This is a genomic window from Finegoldia sp. BIOML-A2 (genome assembly GCF_009678315.1).
Taxonomy (GTDB): Bacteria; Bacillota; Clostridia; order Tissierellales; family Peptoniphilaceae; genus Finegoldia; species Finegoldia magna.
The window spans coordinates 19263-35041 of sequence record NZ_WKZE01000003.1 but is presented as its reverse complement, the minus strand read 5'-3'; the positions used below and the strand labels follow the sequence as shown (position 1 = coordinate 35041).

Here is a 15779-nt window from a genome sequence, read left to right as displayed (position 1 = left end):
GTTAAAACTTTCCACTGACTTTTTGAGGTGTGAAAATGATTTATTTCTGGGATTTAACAAATAAATGCAATTTAAACTGTAAATATTGTTATAACATTAAAATAAAGCATTTTAAAAATGCGTCAGACTCTATCGATAGTATTAATAAAATAATAGAAAATATAAAACCTAATTCACATGTACATCTTTTAGGTGGAGAGCCCACTCTTGCTAACAATTTTGATTACATATTAACTAAGTTGAATCAAAACAGAAACGAGATTTCTTTGGTAACTAATGCAACAAATATTAATGACAAGTTATTAGAATTATTAAAAGGAAATAATGTTAACTACGTAATTGTAAGTATTGATGGTTTTGATTCTACTTCTAATCGTTTACTAAGAAACATAAGAAATACAGATAAATATTATGAAAATATTAAGAAGTTGAACACTTATTGTTATGGAACAAAAATAATAGTGAATACAGTTATATCAAATTATAATTATAATGAGATTAGGTCGCTATTCAGTACCTACAATAAACTTAAGTTAACGTCAGTTACGTTTAATAGAGTAAGCGGAAATGATAAAGATTATTCATTAAGTAATAAGCAATGGATAGAAAGTATTTACAAAATTTCCGAAGAATCATTAAAATATGAACACATTAATATTCAAATAAATACTACCCCATTAATAATAGACTATTTAAACAATAAATATAATATCAATATGAATAAATACGTTTCTATTTGTCCTATATATGAAAACAGAGACATACTCTATATTAGAAATGATGGGAAGTCATTTTTGTGTACTGATTGGGAGAAACTAGATAAATTATTTAAAGAGAAAAATATGGAAATTTTAAGTGAGAGTTTAGATAAATATAGACTTAAATTATTAGAAAGTAAACCAATAAAAAATTACAAGAATTGCTACTGTTCATCTTGTATCTTCTCTAATAGGTGCAAAAAGTGTCCATTAGAAGATTCATCATATGAAGATATAAATGATTGTTATGAGCTACTTAGCAGTTGGCAAAATAATTTCAATATAAAATTGAAACACGGCACAATAAAATTGAATGAAGGTATAAAAGAAGAGAAAGTAAATGGTACATATAAAATTTTTGATAATGAAGATGGATTAATTGCTCATTTTAAAATTAGTATATTAGAACTTATACATAGGATAAATCAAAACAAACATATTAATGATAGTATGGTATGTTTATTATTCTATTTGTTTTACAAAGGGGTATTAATATATGAAATTAATTGACGAAATAAAAAATCAGTTTATTAACCAATCAGAAGCATTTAAAACAATATCGTACTTGCAAGTTCATTTAACATCTAGATGTGAAGAATCATGCGAGCATTGTTACTTAAAGGATAAATATAGAAACCTAGATATTAAATATACAGAAATTTCAAATTTTATTAATCAATTTGTGAAAATATCACAAAAAAATAATAGGAAACTATATATTTCGTTTACAGGCGGGGACCCATTACTTTATCCTAAATTTGAGTCAATTATTAGTGAATATTCAGCGAAAGGTATAAATGTTTCGATTAAAGGAAATCCAACATTAATTAACGGTAATCTAGTAAAAAATCTAAAAAAATTAAATATTGCTAAATACCATTTAAGCCTAGATGGATTGGAAAATATACATGACTCAATAAGAAGTAACGGAAGTTTCAAGACAACACTAAATGCAATAGATACATTACATCAGGAAAATATTCCAGTCTTAATTAAATATACACTCAGTAAAAAAAATTATGTAGATATATTTAATTCTATGAAATTAATGAGTGAAAAGGGTGTTGAATATTTTGATTTTGCTAGACTTGCTCCATTAGATCAAAGTAGTGAATTTTATATATCGCCAACAGAATATAAAAACCTACTATCAAATATTTTAAGTTATTACATACAATTATTAAAAACAGGTAGTAAAATGAGATTATTATTTAGAGATCACTTGTGGAATCTTTTATTCTACGAAATGGGGATAATAAATGATATTCATACGATTTCTGGTTGTAGCATGCTGAATCCATACTGCTTTGTTATTAATTACGATGCTAATGTATATAAATGTGCAAAAGTCAGAAATATTTTATTGGGGAATATTTACAGAGATAGCTTGCATGATATTCTTATTAATCAAGAAGATAGTGGGGTATTAAAAAGAGAATATTACGAAGGGTGTAAATCATGCAAGTTGTTTTTAATATGTAGAGGTTGTTGTGCGACATGTAATGCAGTTAACATGAGAGATAGTCAGTGCTGGAGAGAAATATGATAAAGGATAAAAATTTTAAAAATCTATTTATAGCAAATATAATATCAAGTGCAGGAGATGTGTTTCAAGATTTTGCGATAATGTGGTATGTATTAAACAGAACAAATAGCACAATTTGGGCATCATTGAGTTTAGTTTTGAATTTTTTGCCTAAGATAATTTTTGGTACATATGCTGGAGTATTAGCAGATAGCAAAAACAAAAAGAATATTATAATTAAAGCAGATATACTAAATGGGATCTTTTGTATATTATTGATGATTAGTGTAATAGAAAACTTAGCGATACCATATATACTCATAATTACTTTTATAATGAGTAGCTTGGATATTATCACTCAAACTTCTGAAATGTCTTTCTTGCCTGAATTGATTAATGAAGATAATCTTCTAAGAGCTAATTCATTCATGAATGGTACTGAAAGTATGGTATCTATAGTTGGACCTGGATTAGCAGGGTTATTATACGCACTAATGGGTGCTAAATATTTATTTTTGTTTAATGGAGTTTCTTTTTTTGTTGCTTGCATTTTTATGAAGATGATAAAGTATACTTTTATTAACAAAAAAAACGAAAGTTTGGGAGTGGAAGGATTATCTAAACAAAAGTCTGATTATTTACAAGGATTTAAAGAAATATTTAGAGATTCAAATTTAAGAACTTTTTGTATTTTTGGAGGAGGAATAATTAATTTTTTTATATCACCTACAACAATATATATATCAAAATATATATTAAATCAAAATATTAGTCAAGGTATATTATTTGGTATGCTAACATCGGCAATCGCACTAGGAACACTACTTTCTTCTTTGTTTTTAAGTAATTTTAAGAAGGAAGTAGATGAAAAAAAGATTATAGTCTTAGGGTTTTTCGGAGAAGCTATAACTATGTTTATGTTTGCAAAATTTTCAAATTATGTATATAACTTGATATGTATTATACTTCTAGGCTTTAGCATGGGTGTCATTGGAATTAATCTTCAGACATATATTCAAAGAGTTGTTTCACTGGAAGTTTTAGGACGAAGCATGTCTACTATTATGTTGGTTTCAAATATAGCTGTGCCTTTGGGTTTGCTTAGTGCAGGAATAGTGACTGAAAAGTTTCAATTAAGTTCTATCACGTCATTTATCGGCGTAAGTATGTTCATCATTTCGTTAATAGTTCTATATAGAATAAAAACAAATTCAAATTAAATTGAAAATAAAAATTAATGGTTTAAAACAGTCCACTAGGTTGTAAAATCTGGTGGATTTTTTTGAACGAAAATATTTAAAATGTATGTTATTTGTATGTTATTTATGATAAAATAATGTTGAAGGAGATGGTATTATGGCACAAACAAATATTAATATAAGAATGGATGAAAATCTAAAAAAACAATTTGATTCATTTTGTTCAGAAGTTGGAATGAGTATGTCCACAGCTTTTAATATCTTCGCAAGAACAGTTGTCAGACAAAGAAAAATTCCTTTTGAAATATCTACAGAAAAAGATCCATTTTACAGCGCTGAAAACATTGAAAGATTAAAAAAATCTATAGAACAAATGGAAAAAACAGTCGGGACTATTCATGAGGTAAATTTGGATGATTAAGGCATGGAGTGACGCAGCATGGGAAGATTTTGAATACTGGATGAAGCAAGACAAGAAAACTTTGAAAAGAATACTGAAACTTCTAAAAGATATTGACCGCAATGGATATGATGGAATCGGAAAACCTGAACCATTAACTGGAGATTTATCAAAATACTGGAGTAGAAGAATCGATGATTGTAATAGAATTGAGAATGATGTGGTAAAAATAGTTCAATGTGGGTCGCATTATCGTGACAAATAACCTCCAATTATTACAAAATGTCAAATAGTGAATAAATTGACGATATTTGTGGTAAATATTGTATAAGAAGGAGAGTAGACTATGCAAAAAGAAGAAATAAAAGAAGCTATTGATGTGTGCGATGATTTGGTGATAAAACTTGAAGATGTACTTAACGATTTGAAATCGGCGAAAAACTGGGCGATGGCAGATTTTATATTTGGCGATGGTATGATTGGTTTTTTCAAGAGAAGCAAAATGGAAAAAGCGCAAAGCAAACTTCACTTAATCGAAAATCTTTCACTTAGATTGCAAAAAGAATTGTCGGATATTCACATGGAGTTGGAAGACTTCGGGGATTTGTATTCAATGAGAGATTTTATGCTAGACATTGTGTTCGACAACCCATTTACAGATTGGAGAATTAGAAAAGAAATCAACCAAGTGTATGATTCAACGTATGAATATTTGGAAAATATTGAAATGTTGAGAGATAGCTTAACAAAAGAATACAATAAATTGTAAAAGAAGAAATGTATGATAACGATGCTCATCGGGTTATGATTGATAGTTACAAAATGTCAAAGTTTGGTTTTATTGTTGATTTTTCAAAAAAAAAAAAATATATAATTAAGTTAACGATAAAGCTATCGTAACAGTTTATAAAAAGGTTTTCACGAAAAGGAGGAGTATCATGAAAAATGATAAAAAATTTACAATTGTGGCAATACTTTTTGCAATATCACTTGTGTGCAATGCGTATTTTCTAACTAACATGACAAAGGCTGACGATGCTGACACTCATAGAATAATTGAAAGATACGTTAAGGAAAATCCCGAAAAAGAAGACGATACCTTAATTAAAGCTACATTAGAAAAGTTTGCCAAGGACGAAGAACATTTGGTATTGACTCAAGATGGCAAAGACGTAACCAAAAAACACGAAGATAAGCTGTTGGAATTCAACAAAAACCAAGACTACAAAGCAGCCAAAGAATACGTCCTCAATGAAAACATATCAATCGGTTATTCAGATGACAATATAAAATAACAAACAAAAATAGCAGCTACGGCTGCTATTTTACTTTACTACGACTTATCTTTGATAAAAATAAATACAACAGAATGATATAAAATGATATAATAATATAAAAGAATAGCATAATTAAGGAGGAAAATCATGGTTTTTAGTGAAAATATATATATAATGGCTGATCCAAAAATTCAAAATGTTTTATTTTCTATAGCACAAGAGAATTTTCAATCTGATGAAACTGTATTTTTAGCAATTAAAGGAGCATTTAAAGAGTACATTTTTGTAACAGATAGGAGTATATATATTTATAAAAAAGGATTTATGACTGGACGAACTTTTGGATATTCCTTATTTCAGTTAGATCATGCCAATATTTCTTCTGTTCAATTACATAAAAATTTTGGTGGAACAGGATATATTGAAATAGTAGGTATTGGAATGCAGAATCAAAAAGACTTATCATATTGGTCATCTGATAAAGATAAGAATCCTTCAAGGATGGAAAATATGGTATCTTTCGGCGATATAAGTCTTGCATCAGAAGTTGTAAAAAGAATAAGAGAGTTAATAAGTAAGAACAATAGTGGTAATTATGAAACTATACATACTTCTGAAGACAAATTTGAAGAAATAAAAAAATTTAAAGAATTATTAGATATGGATATTATAACAAAAGAAGAATTCGAACAAAAGAAAAATGAGTTATTAGAATAACAAACAAAAATAGCAGCTCACGGCTGCTATTTTACTTTACTACGACTTGTACTCCTTTGAGTATGTCGAATGTTTCTTTGTTTAGTTTTTCATCGAAGCTATCAGTCAAGTTTTTGTCGACTATTACAGTTGCTTCTGGGTTGAATGTTTTGGCGAGTATTGCGTTTGAAAGTACGCAAATGTTGGATACGAGTCCGCACAATTCTATTTCTGAGAATTGGTGTTCTTTTAAGTAATCACAAAGTTCAATGCTACCAAATGTTGGTTTTTCGATTAATATGTCGTCTTTTTCTACTAATTCTGCAACTTTTCCGTACAATTTGTGTCCGTTACTTCCTTTGATACAGTGTTCTACTGGAAGAAATTTGCCTTCTTGTGTGTTCAAATAATTTTCTTCGTGAGTATCGAATGTGAAGATGATTTGTTCATTGTCTTCTCTTGCTTTTTTGATTCTGTCACAGATTCCATCTTCAAGTTTGTTTGCATCGTCGAATCCCAAAGCTCCATCTACGAAATCATTTTGAAAATCTACTACGATTAAAAGTTTATCCATTTATGTCACTCCTTTAAATCATTATATCTCAAATACAAAATTTTTTACAATAAGTGTTTAAATTATCAAAAGATTGGTATATAATCATAAAGGTTAGGAAAATAAAATTAAACAGCCAATCGGCAGAAAAATAATGTTTGGTTGATTTTTATGAAGGAGAAAATATGGATAAAATATATATAACTGGTCACAAAAACCCTGATACAGATTCTATCTGTGCGGCGTTATCTTATCAAGAATTGAAGAAAAGAACTGGAGAAGAGAACGTCGAAGCGATAAGACTTGGCGATGTCAACAGGGAAACTCAATTCGTGTTGGATTATTTTGGAGTGGATGCACCGACATTCAAGGACTCAATGAAGCCACAAGTCAAAGATTTGAGCATTGATGTGGCAACATGCGTGTCACAAAACGCGAGCCTTTACAAAGCGACTAATATTATGCAAGAAAAAAAGGTCGCTAGTTTGCCAGTAATCGACATCGAAGAAAGACTTCTTGGGGTTGTGTCAATTTCCGACATCACAAAATGTTACATGGAAGTGTGGGACGATCAAATCCTTCACCATTCAGAAACTCCTGTGGAAAACATCATCGATGTTTTGAGTGCGAATGTTTTGAATATTCCTGCAGAAGACAGAGCGTTATCCGGGAAAATGGTCGTAGGAGCGATGGACCCAAAACAAATGGCAAAATATTTGGAAGAAGATGACATCGTGATTTTAGGTAACAGAGAAGACTCACAAATAGATGCGATAGAAAAAAATGTGTCCATGATTATACTTACTGGTGGCAACAAATTATCAGATGAATTGATAGAAAAAGCAAAACAAAAGGACATAATAGTAATTTCTACGGAATTTCAAACATACATGGCAGCACGTCTTCTACCGCAATCTGTGCCTGTAAACTACGTTATGACAAGAGATGATGTGGTTAACTTCACATTGACTGACACTGTTGAAGATGTTAAAAACACAATGTCCAAGACAAGATACAGATCATATCCAGTAGTTGACAATCAAAACAAAGTCGTGGGAAATATTTCCAGATATCACGTTATCAATGAAGAAAAGAAGAAGCTAATCTTGGTGGATCACAACGAAAGAAACCAATCAGTTGATGATATGGAATGCTGCGACATCACAGAAATCATCGACCACCACAGAGTTGCAAATGTAGCTACACAAAACCCAGTTTATTTCAGAAATGAACCTGTTGGATCAACTTGTACAATTCTTTCCAAGATGTTCTTGGAAAAAGGAATTGTTCCTACAAGACAAACTGCGGGATTGTTGTGTTCAGCGATAATTTCCGACACGTTATTGTTCAGATCACCAACTGCAACTGAAACAGATAGAATGATTTTGGATAGAATGGCAAAAATCGCCAACATCAACCCAGAAGAATTTGCGATGGAAATGTTCAAAGCTGGAACATCTTTAGAAGGAAAATCACCAGCAGATTTGTTAAACACTGATGTGAAGACATTCAACATCGAATCATACACTTGTAGAGTCGCACAAATCTTCTCAATGGATTTGGATAATCTTGGCAAAATCAAAGACAGTTTACTTGAAGAAATGAACAAAATCAGAAACGACAAGAAAGAAGCTACATTTGTACTAATTCTTACAGATATCTTCAGAGAAGAAAGCGAAGTTTTGGTTTCTGGAATGTTCCAAGAACAATTAGCAGGGGCCTTCGATACTAAAATCGACAACAATTCATTCTTGGCTAAGGGACTTCTTTCAAGAAAAAAACAAATGATCCCAAAACTTAACCAAGCTGTGTTAAAATATATCCAAGAGAATTAATTTGAAAGGGAGAGATAAATTGAAAATTACAATTTTAGGGGCAGGAGCAATGGGTTGTATGCTTGCAAAAGCAATCGAATCTCCTGGTAACGAAGTCAATTTAGTAGATCCATACGAAGCTCACATGGAAAAAATTAGAAAAGATGGAATCAGAATTATCGACAGAACTGGCGGCGAAAGCACAGTAAAAGTAACATCTGCAAACACATCTTCAGAAAATTTGGAAGTTCAAGATGTCGTTGTAATTCTTGTAAAAGGATACGACACAGAAAAGATTTTGACTGAAAATATGAACATCGTAGGCGACAAAACAGTCGTAATGACACTTCAAAATGGCATCGGCAATGTCGATATTTTGAAAAAGTACATCAAAGAAGAAAACATCGCACAAGGAATTATGTTCATCTCTGCATCTATCGAAGAACCAGGAGTTATCAGTGCAGGATACGACAGCGACAAAACCAACGTAATATTTGGCGCTATCAATGAAAACCACGACGATGAATTGTTCCACGAAATCGAAAAAACATTCAGCATGAACGACATCAAAACAGAACTAAACCCAGATGTAGACAGAATTATGTGGAGAAAATTATACATCAACGCAATCTACAACCTACCTTGCGCAGTAATGCATTTGTCCACAAAATACACTAGAACTGACGAAAATTCCGTAGCCATTTTGAAGAAAATCTCAGACGAATTCATAGCCGTTACCGACAAATTAGGCTACAACTTCGACGGCGACAAACTTTTCAGAAAATACGTCACAGATGCAGTCGAAGAATACGGAGACATACTACCATCTGCAGCACAAGATACACAAAAACACAGAAAAACAGAAGCAGAATTCTTGAACGGAGCCATCGTAAGACAAGCGAAAAAACTTGGACTAGAAGCTCCAGTCAACGAAACAATATACAGACTAGCAATGGTTCAAATGAACAACTACGACAATATGTTTTAAGTTGTGTGTATAATAAAAAATATCAGAGTTTCTATCAAAGATAATCTCTGATATTTTTTTAATTTACTTATAATAATATAACAACATAATTGATAAATAATAATTAATTGTAATAAATATAGAAACATGATATAATAAATATAACAAATCAGATAAATGGAGGGATTTTATGAAAAAACGTTTTTTAATAATATGTTGTTTAATGGTTGCATTATTTGGAAAGCCTAGCTTTGCAGCTTCTAACTATGGTGAGTTTGATAATTTTAATCAATTAAAGATAGCCTATGAAGAAGCTATAGAAAAAGGTGATACAAAAGAGATGAAAAGATTAGAAAAGATAGCAGATAAACAGCTAGAAGATGAAATACTCTATAACAGTAAACAACCGGAAACTATGATTCCTTATCATCATAGTGCTGGTATTTATGGTGATACAATTGGAGATAAATATAAGGCTATGTTTAACAGATTCTTCTATACTGGTTACTGGAAAAATAGAAGTGATGGAATTTCATTAGCATTAAAAAATAAAAAGAGTTACTGGACAGCAGATGACAAAAATAACGGATGGAATGCAACATATGCAATGTTTCATGGAAGCTCTTATTGGCGCAATACTAGTATGATGAAGAAACAATTTTATTGTCATGCTAGGTTAGGATATGCGGCATATGAAGATGAATGGAACTTAGAACCATGGAAAACTTCAATAAACTCTTTCACATGTAACTAGGGGTAAACTTTTATGAGCGAATTTAGATTTTATGAATTAACTAGAAATTACGTTAGTGCAATAGGTTTTTTTTTAATAGCTAGCGTAATAAATCTGATTTTTATGACAAAAAATAATAATAAAAAATCAATATTAAATTTAATTGTACTTAGCGTTGCTATGATTTATGCAAGTATAATGATGAACATTACGATAACTATACTTCGAGATGGAACCTTTGAAGGAAATGAATTTCTAAGTAATTTACTATTAATTGGAACATTTTTATTAATGATTATCACTTTGATTTCTATTATCTTAAGTATATATCTTAAGTATAAGAAATGAAAAAAAGAGATAATTTATTGATAATATCAGTGATTTTTGTTACTCTTATTCTTGTGAGCTTAATTTTTAGTAGAAGAACATATAATAAAAATTATGTTATTGGATATGATGATTCAGTAACTTATTCAAAGTATGACGAAAACATAAAAGAATTTAAAAAAATAGAATTATCTGATTTGTCAAAAATTAGTAGAAATGAAGAAATTATAGTATATATGGGAAGAAAAACATGTCCACATTGTATTTTATTTACAGAAAAGCTAAAATTATTTTCGAAATCCTACACTATATATTATATAGATAGTATTACAAATTTAAATGATTCTCCTAATGATTTAAAGAAATTTAGAGAAAAGAATAATTTGAAAACTGTACCATCTTTATTTAAGTGTAAGGACAATCAAGTAACAAGCAAAATGGACATAAATGATTCTGTATTACCTTCAGATATACTAGAATATTTGAAATAGAATGAAAGTAGAAGATTGATTAATAAATCTTCTGCTTTCATTTTTTATAAAATAAAAAACAGGAGGGAATATATGAAAAACAAATTCAAATTAATCGTTTGCTTAACTCTTATGTTGGTATTATTTGCAAATTGCAACCAAAAGCAAGACCAACAAGCAAAAAAACCCACAGGAGTTGAATCCAAAAACGTAACCACAGAAGAAGACAAACAAAAAGCCATCGAAGAATACGAACACAACATCAAAGGCGTCAAGGAAATCAAAGTAGCTGAACTTGATGAAGCGAGTGATGGCAAGGAAATCACAGTGTATCTCGGAAGAAAAACATGCCCAGATTGCCAAAAATTTTCAAAAATATTCAAACCATTCGTATCCAAATATGAAATCTACTACATAGATAGCGTCGCTGGAATCAAGAAATCTCCAGAAGATTTGAAGAAATTCAGAACTGACAACGATCTCAAAACAGTCCCAGCAGTGTTTCGAGTTAAAGACGGAAAAATCACCGACAGAATGAACATCGACGACAAAGTGGGGACTACATCAGAAGAACTACAAAAGTTTTTTGATAAGAAATAAGTCAAAGCCATAACGTTAGTTATGGCTTGTTGTATTTATCAGTACGGTTACTACCATACTTCTTTTCCTGTCATTTCTCCCCAATCAATTTCTTCTTTTGAATATTTGCCATTAAAATCTTCAAACAAATCTTCAATATTTATCTCATCATCAGATGAATTTTCGATTATTAGTTTGTTATCCTTAATTTTTAAATTCAAAATATCATCATCTTTCCAATTTAAAACATCCAAAATCGACCTTGGAATTTGCAACAAATGAGAATCTTCACACCTATATAATTTGGTTTTCATAATTCCCCCCAAACGTTAAATTATTAATATATAGTATACGGATTTTTGTGATTTTTTCAACTACAATTTTTAATAATAATATTAAAATATTTTGGTACGAAAAAACAGCATAAAATCATAAATTTAAGTCTATTTTTCTTGACAAGAGAGCTTCAAATGATATACTTTATTTATTGATGATTCATATCAGAATGGAAGGTATTTTAATGGAAAATAAAACAAAAAAATATAAGATTAAATTAATAGCTTTCGTAGTAGCATTTTTATTGTTACTAGTTAGTGTTTTTGGATTTAACGCATACTTAAAGAAAAAAATAAAAAATCCAGAGATTGCAATGGGGTATATGTACATAAATCAAGATGAAGTTAATGATTCCCTATTGGCGATGGACCAAAAACTTCAAAAAAATAGTGTTCTAGTATTGGGATCTTCTGAGCTTTTTTCTTATGACAAGATAGCTTATCCTACACATCTTTTGAAAAGCGGAAAGTCGGATTTTAATATGATTTTATCGGGAAAAGGTCATATGCAATCTTTAATCCAAACAATTAAACTTGGGGCATATTCCGATTTGATTAAAAATAATAAAGTCGTTCTCATAGTTTCTCCACAATGGTTTCAATCTTCATCAGATGATAAAGCATCATTCGAAAGTGTGTTTTCTCAACCACTTTTTAAAGCTTTTTTAGAAAATAAGAATATTTCACCGGAATTAAAGGATGAAATTATAAAACAATCATTAAACAAAACAAAAGACGGAAGTGGATGTAGAAAGTACATTGAGAATGAATATAAATCTTTAATGAACAAAAGCTTATTTGACAAGGTAAATGGATTCTTTGAATCATATTTACTAAACTTAAGAAGCGAAGTTGATTTTTACAAAGCAAATAAGATTAAAAAATCGCCAAATGGTGAAAAAGTAAAAGTAGAAAATATTGATTTTGATGAATTATTAAATGTTGCTCAAACATCTGGGGCAAAAGAATCCAACAATAATGAGTTTGGAATAGAAAATAAATATTTTGAAAAATATATAAAGAAGGATTTTAAGGCATTTAAAAACGCTGATAATAATAAAAAACTTGACAATATCGATGAATTTGAAGAGTTAGTATTATTTTTGAAACTTTGTAAAGATTTGAAAATCGATGCAATGGTTGTAAATGTTCCTGTTAATGGTGCATGGTATGATTATGCAGGTTTTCCAAAAGAAGAACGAGAAAAATGTTATGCTAGTATCAATAATTTAGTAAAGAAATATGATCAAAAGGTAGCTGATTTTTCAGATAAAGAATATGAAAAATATTTCTTAAAAGATAAAATGCATTTAGGATGGAAAGGATGGGTTTATCTGGATGAAGCTGTTTACAAATTTTATAAAGAAAATTAATAGTAATCCATTTTTATACTTTTTAGTATGGATGCTTGTGTTTTATATTTTAATGCTTGCGTTATTTGCTATGAGAGTTTATAGTGTTAAAATTCAAGCACCTGAATTTATTTATAGTCAGTTTTAGGAGAATATATGATTTTAGATTTAATAAAAGAAAGAGTTGATGAATTGCCAGAACAAGTAGCATTGTTATCTGGTGATAGCTCTATAACTTATAAAGAATTATGGGATAAATCTGATAGACTTGCAGGATTTATTTCAGAAAATATGGAAAACAAAAAGCCTATTATAGAGTTTATGGTCATAAATCTGTAAATATGATTGTATGCTTCTTAGCTTGTGTTAAAAGCGGCCATGCGTATGTTCCGTTGGACATATCCATGGCGAATGACCGTGTACAGGAAATAAAAGATTTAGTCGATAATGATTTCATCTTATCAACGGTTAAAACTGATATTTTTTCTGGTGAAGATTTGTTTTATGACGATTTTAATATAGAGACCAATACAGTAGAAGTAACAGAGGATAATTGGGTAAATCCAAATGACACTTTTTATATAATTTTTACATCTGGAAGTACTGGCAAACCAAAAGGCGTTCAAATAAGTTCAGAAAATTTAACTAATTTTGTAAATTGGTCTATGAATTTAGGTTCTGAAGAAAATTTTAAGAAGAAGAAAAGTTTCTTGAATCAAGCTCCTTTTTCTTTTGATCTTTCAGTTATGGATTTATATACTTCTTTAGCTTCAGGAGGAAGGCTTTGCATATTAAATAAAGAAGTACAAAAAGATTCAACACTACTTATGAAAAGATTAGAAGATTATAATGTTGATATCTGGGTATCTACACCATCATTTGTCGAATTATGTCTTGCTGATAGTAAATTCAATGAAGACCTAATCCCTAATATGGAAATTTTCTTGTTCTGTGGAGAAAAACTTAGTCCGAAAACAGCTTTGAGTTTAAAAAACAGATTTCCAAAAGCATCTGTAATCAATACTTATGGGCCTACTGAATCTACTGTAGCCGTTACAGGTGTTGAAATAACAAAAGATATTGCTCAAAATTCAGATTACTTACCTATAGGTATTGCAAAAGAAGGAACTGAAATCGAAATATGGAATGAAGATGGTAAAGTATTAAATGATGATGAAATTGGTGAAATAGTAATTTTAGGAGATACTGTAAGTAGTGGATATTTCCAAGATAAATCCAAAACAGATGAAGTTTTTGGACAAAAAGACGGAAAGAGATTTTATCGAACAGGAGATGCTGGATATCTTCATTCAGAAATGTTGTATTACAATGGAAGAATAGATTTTCAGATAAAAATGCATGGGTACAGGATTGAGTTAGGAGATATAGAAAAAAACATGCTCAAACTAGACGGAGTTGATAATGTCTGTGTTTTACCTTATAGCAAACAAGATGTTGTTAAATATCTAATAGCTTTTGTGGTATCTAACAAACTAGACAATGACTACGAAACTAGGAAGAGTTTGCGTAATCAACTCAAAGAACTTTTACCAGATTATATGGTGCCTAAGAAAATTCAATTTATCGAAAAAATGCCGATTACAAATAATGGTAAAATAGATAGAAGAAAACTAATGGAGATGGTTTAATGGAACTTTTTGAGAATTCGGTATTTTTTGTAGCGCTTGCCATTTCAAGTATCCCTGCTATTTGCTTAGGTTTAATGGGCAAAAAAATTAAAGGATACGGAATTTTAGCAACTCTATTTTTTGTAATTGCAGCATTATATGATAAACCAAAACAGCTTTTGTATATTGTGAGTTTTTTAATATTTGAGTATATTATAGTAAATTTATTTTTAAAACTTACGAGAATCAAAGAACAATCTGAGTCTGTTTATTTTGTTTTCTTGATACTATCAATATTGCCATTATTAATATACAAGTTTTCTTCATTAGTGGGTTATTCTATATTTGGATTTATTGGTATATCGTACATGACATTTAAGTGTATACAATATGTCATGGAAATCAAAGATGGTCTTATAAAAGAGGTTTCTGCTAGTAACTTCTTTTATTTGAATTTGTTTTTTCCCTCATTAATTTCTGGACCAATTGATAGATCTAGGAGATTTGATGATGATGTAAATAAATTAAAAAGCAAATCGGAATATATTGAGTTATTAACATCAGGGTTGCAAAAAATCCTGATAGGTGCAGTCTATAAATTTGTAGTTTCTCAATTAATTTATCCATACATGCAAAATTATAGTCAAGGAAATGGAATCAAAACTATTGTAGCTTATATGTACTTATATGGGTTTTATCTTTTCTTTGATTTTGCGGGATATTCATTAATGGCAATAGGAACAGGTAATATTTTCGGAGTTAGACTACCAGACAACTTTAATAAACCTTTTATAAGCAAGGATATCAAAGAATTCTGGGATAGGTGGCATATTTCGTTGTCATATTGGTTTAGAGATTTTGTTTTTTCAAGAGTTATCAGAAGAATGATAAGAAATAAAAGAATAAAAAATAAATTGACAAGAGCGTCTATTGCATTTGTTATTAATATGCTTATAATGGGATTGTGGCATGGGCTTAGCCTAAATTATATAATCTATGGATTGTATCATGGAATGCTTTTAGCAGTTACGGAAGTTTACCAAAAAAAATCCAAATTTCACAAGAAATACAAATCAAATGTATGGTATAAGTTTGTAAGTTGGGGAATAACATTTAATTTAGTAATGTTAGGATTTTTAATTTTTTCAGGAAGAATTATTTAATTA

20 protein-coding genes are annotated in these 15779 nt (G+C 29.8%); 18 read left to right on the top strand and 2 right to left on the bottom strand.

Translation table 11 applies throughout. From position 1 onward, the window contains the following. Positions 1–35 precede the first annotated feature (35 nt). The 8 genes from GKF99_RS04215 to GKF99_RS04180 all read left to right on the top strand — a co-directional run bounded on the left by GKF99_RS04215 (position 36) and on the right by GKF99_RS04180 (position 5876). The gene (locus GKF99_RS04215) at positions 36–1268 is read left to right on the top strand and encodes a radical SAM protein (protein WP_154272735.1); all 1233 of its coding nucleotides are present in this window, start codon (positions 36–38) and stop codon (positions 1266–1268) included. Next, positions 1255–2304 (top strand): radical SAM protein, encoded by a 1050-nt coding sequence (locus GKF99_RS04210; protein WP_154272734.1) that lies wholly within the window; start codon positions 1255–1257, stop codon positions 2302–2304. The genes GKF99_RS04215 and GKF99_RS04210 overlap by 14 nt, the downstream gene beginning before the upstream one ends. Continuing rightward, positions 2301–3503, top strand: coding sequence for an MFS transporter (locus tag GKF99_RS04205; protein ID WP_154272733.1), 1203 nt, complete (start codon positions 2301–2303; stop codon positions 3501–3503). Before GKF99_RS04210 ends, GKF99_RS04205 begins: the two co-directional genes overlap by 4 nt. 136 nt (positions 3504–3639) lie before the next feature. Further along, positions 3640–3903 carry a type II toxin-antitoxin system RelB/DinJ family antitoxin gene (locus GKF99_RS04200; protein ID WP_154272732.1) on the top strand — a complete coding sequence of 88 codons (264 nt, stop codon included), beginning with the start codon at positions 3640–3642 and terminating at the stop codon, positions 3901–3903. Next, positions 3896–4147 carry a Txe/YoeB family addiction module toxin gene (locus GKF99_RS04195; RefSeq protein WP_094209214.1) on the top strand — a complete coding sequence of 84 codons (252 nt, stop codon included), beginning with the start codon at positions 3896–3898 and terminating at the stop codon, positions 4145–4147. Before GKF99_RS04200 ends, GKF99_RS04195 begins: the two co-directional genes overlap by 8 nt. Positions 4148–4228: 81 nt before the next feature. After that, positions 4229–4651, top strand: a complete 423-nt coding sequence (locus GKF99_RS04190; protein ID WP_154271719.1) for a hypothetical protein — start codon at positions 4229–4231, stop codon at positions 4649–4651. A gap of 169 nt (positions 4652–4820) precedes the next feature. Beyond that, positions 4821–5177 carry a hypothetical protein gene (locus GKF99_RS04185; RefSeq protein ID WP_154272731.1) on the top strand — a complete coding sequence of 119 codons (357 nt, stop codon included), beginning with the start codon at positions 4821–4823 and terminating at the stop codon, positions 5175–5177. A gap of 129 nt (positions 5178–5306) precedes the next feature. Then, positions 5307–5876 (top strand): SHOCT domain-containing protein, encoded by a 570-nt coding sequence (locus GKF99_RS04180; RefSeq protein ID WP_154272730.1) that lies wholly within the window; start codon positions 5307–5309, stop codon positions 5874–5876. A 31-nt stretch (positions 5877–5907) separates the two neighbouring features. On the opposite strand, the gene GKF99_RS04175 is transcribed toward GKF99_RS04180, so the two are convergent. Next, positions 5908–6429 (bottom strand): isochorismatase family cysteine hydrolase, encoded by a 522-nt coding sequence (locus GKF99_RS04175; protein ID WP_154272729.1) that lies wholly within the window; start codon positions 6427–6429, stop codon positions 5908–5910. Between the two features lie 164 nt (positions 6430–6593). Here GKF99_RS04175 and GKF99_RS04170 point away from each other — a divergent pair, with 164 nt between their 5' ends. The 6 genes from GKF99_RS04170 to GKF99_RS04145 all read left to right on the top strand — a co-directional run bounded on the left by GKF99_RS04170 (position 6594) and on the right by GKF99_RS04145 (position 11319). Continuing rightward, complete coding sequence (locus GKF99_RS04170) at positions 6594–8243, top strand: putative manganese-dependent inorganic diphosphatase (RefSeq protein ID WP_154254711.1); 1650 nt, start codon at positions 6594–6596, stop codon at positions 8241–8243. A 19-nt stretch (positions 8244–8262) separates the two neighbouring features. Further along, positions 8263–9210 (top strand): ketopantoate reductase family protein, encoded by a 948-nt coding sequence (locus GKF99_RS04165; RefSeq protein WP_154272728.1) that lies wholly within the window; start codon positions 8263–8265, stop codon positions 9208–9210. A gap of 169 nt (positions 9211–9379) precedes the next feature. Next, entirely contained in the window at positions 9380–9943 is a 564-nt protein-coding gene (locus GKF99_RS04160) for a DUF2599 domain-containing protein (RefSeq protein ID WP_154272727.1), read from the top strand. Between the two features lie 12 nt (positions 9944–9955). Further along, positions 9956–10270 carry a hypothetical protein gene (locus GKF99_RS04155; protein ID WP_154272726.1) on the top strand — a complete coding sequence of 105 codons (315 nt, stop codon included), beginning with the start codon at positions 9956–9958 and terminating at the stop codon, positions 10268–10270. Then, a complete protein-coding gene (locus tag GKF99_RS04150; RefSeq protein WP_154275593.1) occupies positions 10267–10740 on the top strand; it encodes a thiol reductase thioredoxin in 474 nt (157 codons plus the stop codon). The genes GKF99_RS04155 and GKF99_RS04150 overlap by 4 nt, the downstream gene beginning before the upstream one ends. 72 nt (positions 10741–10812) lie before the next feature. Then, entirely contained in the window at positions 10813–11319 is a 507-nt protein-coding gene (locus GKF99_RS04145) for a DUF6568 family protein (RefSeq protein WP_154272724.1), read from the top strand. Between the two features lie 50 nt (positions 11320–11369). On the opposite strand, the gene GKF99_RS04140 is transcribed toward GKF99_RS04145, so the two are convergent. After that, a complete protein-coding gene (locus GKF99_RS04140; protein ID WP_154272723.1) occupies positions 11370–11612 on the bottom strand; it encodes a cell division protein FtsW in 243 nt (80 codons plus the stop codon). A gap of 206 nt (positions 11613–11818) precedes the next feature. On the opposite strand from GKF99_RS04140, the gene dltD reads away from it, so the two are divergent. The 4 genes from dltD (at position 11819) to dltB (ending at position 15776) form a co-directional block, all read left to right on the top strand. Next, positions 11819–13006, top strand: a complete 1188-nt coding sequence (gene dltD, locus GKF99_RS04135; protein WP_172976419.1) for a D-alanyl-lipoteichoic acid biosynthesis protein DltD — start codon at positions 11819–11821, stop codon at positions 13004–13006. Positions 13007–13141: 135 nt separating this feature from the next. Continuing rightward, positions 13142–13324 (top strand): hypothetical protein, encoded by a 183-nt coding sequence (locus GKF99_RS04130; protein ID WP_154272721.1) that lies wholly within the window; start codon positions 13142–13144, stop codon positions 13322–13324. A gap of 2 nt (positions 13325–13326) precedes the next feature. Further along, a complete protein-coding gene (gene dltA / locus GKF99_RS04125; RefSeq protein WP_154272720.1) occupies positions 13327–14634 on the top strand; it encodes a D-alanine--poly(phosphoribitol) ligase subunit DltA in 1308 nt (435 codons plus the stop codon). Then, on the top strand, positions 14634–15776 hold the full coding sequence (dltB, locus tag GKF99_RS04120) for a D-alanyl-lipoteichoic acid biosynthesis protein DltB (protein WP_154272719.1): 1143 nt from the start codon (positions 14634–14636) through the stop codon (positions 15774–15776). Before dltA ends, dltB begins: the two co-directional genes overlap by 1 nt. The last annotated feature ends 3 nt before the right edge of the window (positions 15777–15779 follow it).

Excerpts from the sequence above, each read along its gene's own strand:
- GKF99_RS04215 (WP_154272735.1), top strand. The coding sequence starts at position 36 with ATGATTTATTTCTGGGATTTAACAAATAAATGCAATTTAAACTGTAAA.
- GKF99_RS04210 (WP_154272734.1), top strand. The coding sequence starts at position 1,255 with ATGAAATTAATTGACGAAATAAAAAATCAGTTTATTAACCAATCAGAA.
- GKF99_RS04205 (WP_154272733.1), top strand. The coding sequence starts at position 2,301 with ATGATAAAGGATAAAAATTTTAAAAATCTATTTATAGCAAATATAATA.
- GKF99_RS04200 (WP_154272732.1), top strand. The coding sequence starts at position 3,640 with ATGGCACAAACAAATATTAATATAAGAATGGATGAAAATCTAAAAAAA.
- GKF99_RS04195 (WP_094209214.1), top strand. The coding sequence starts at position 3,896 with ATGATTAAGGCATGGAGTGACGCAGCATGGGAAGATTTTGAATACTGG.
- GKF99_RS04190 (WP_154271719.1), top strand. The coding sequence starts at position 4,229 with ATGCAAAAAGAAGAAATAAAAGAAGCTATTGATGTGTGCGATGATTTG.
- GKF99_RS04185 (WP_154272731.1), top strand. The coding sequence starts at position 4,821 with ATGAAAAATGATAAAAAATTTACAATTGTGGCAATACTTTTTGCAATA.
- GKF99_RS04180 (WP_154272730.1), top strand. The coding sequence starts at position 5,307 with ATGGTTTTTAGTGAAAATATATATATAATGGCTGATCCAAAAATTCAA.
- GKF99_RS04175 (WP_154272729.1), bottom strand. The coding sequence starts at position 6,429 with ATGGATAAACTTTTAATCGTAGTAGATTTTCAAAATGATTTCGTAGAT.
- GKF99_RS04170 (WP_154254711.1), top strand. The coding sequence starts at position 6,594 with ATGGATAAAATATATATAACTGGTCACAAAAACCCTGATACAGATTCT.
- GKF99_RS04160 (WP_154272727.1), top strand. The coding sequence starts at position 9,380 with ATGAAAAAACGTTTTTTAATAATATGTTGTTTAATGGTTGCATTATTT.
- GKF99_RS04155 (WP_154272726.1), top strand. The coding sequence starts at position 9,956 with ATGAGCGAATTTAGATTTTATGAATTAACTAGAAATTACGTTAGTGCA.
- GKF99_RS04150 (WP_154275593.1), top strand. The coding sequence starts at position 10,267 with ATGAAAAAAAGAGATAATTTATTGATAATATCAGTGATTTTTGTTACT.
- GKF99_RS04145 (WP_154272724.1), top strand. The coding sequence starts at position 10,813 with ATGAAAAACAAATTCAAATTAATCGTTTGCTTAACTCTTATGTTGGTA.
- GKF99_RS04140 (WP_154272723.1), bottom strand. The coding sequence starts at position 11,612 with ATGAAAACCAAATTATATAGGTGTGAAGATTCTCATTTGTTGCAAATT.
- dltD (WP_172976419.1), top strand. The coding sequence starts at position 11,819 with ATGGAAAATAAAACAAAAAAATATAAGATTAAATTAATAGCTTTCGTA.
- GKF99_RS04130 (WP_154272721.1), top strand. The coding sequence starts at position 13,142 with ATGATTTTAGATTTAATAAAAGAAAGAGTTGATGAATTGCCAGAACAA.
- dltA (WP_154272720.1), top strand. The coding sequence starts at position 13,327 with ATGATTGTATGCTTCTTAGCTTGTGTTAAAAGCGGCCATGCGTATGTT.
- dltB (WP_154272719.1), top strand. The coding sequence starts at position 14,634 with ATGGAACTTTTTGAGAATTCGGTATTTTTTGTAGCGCTTGCCATTTCA.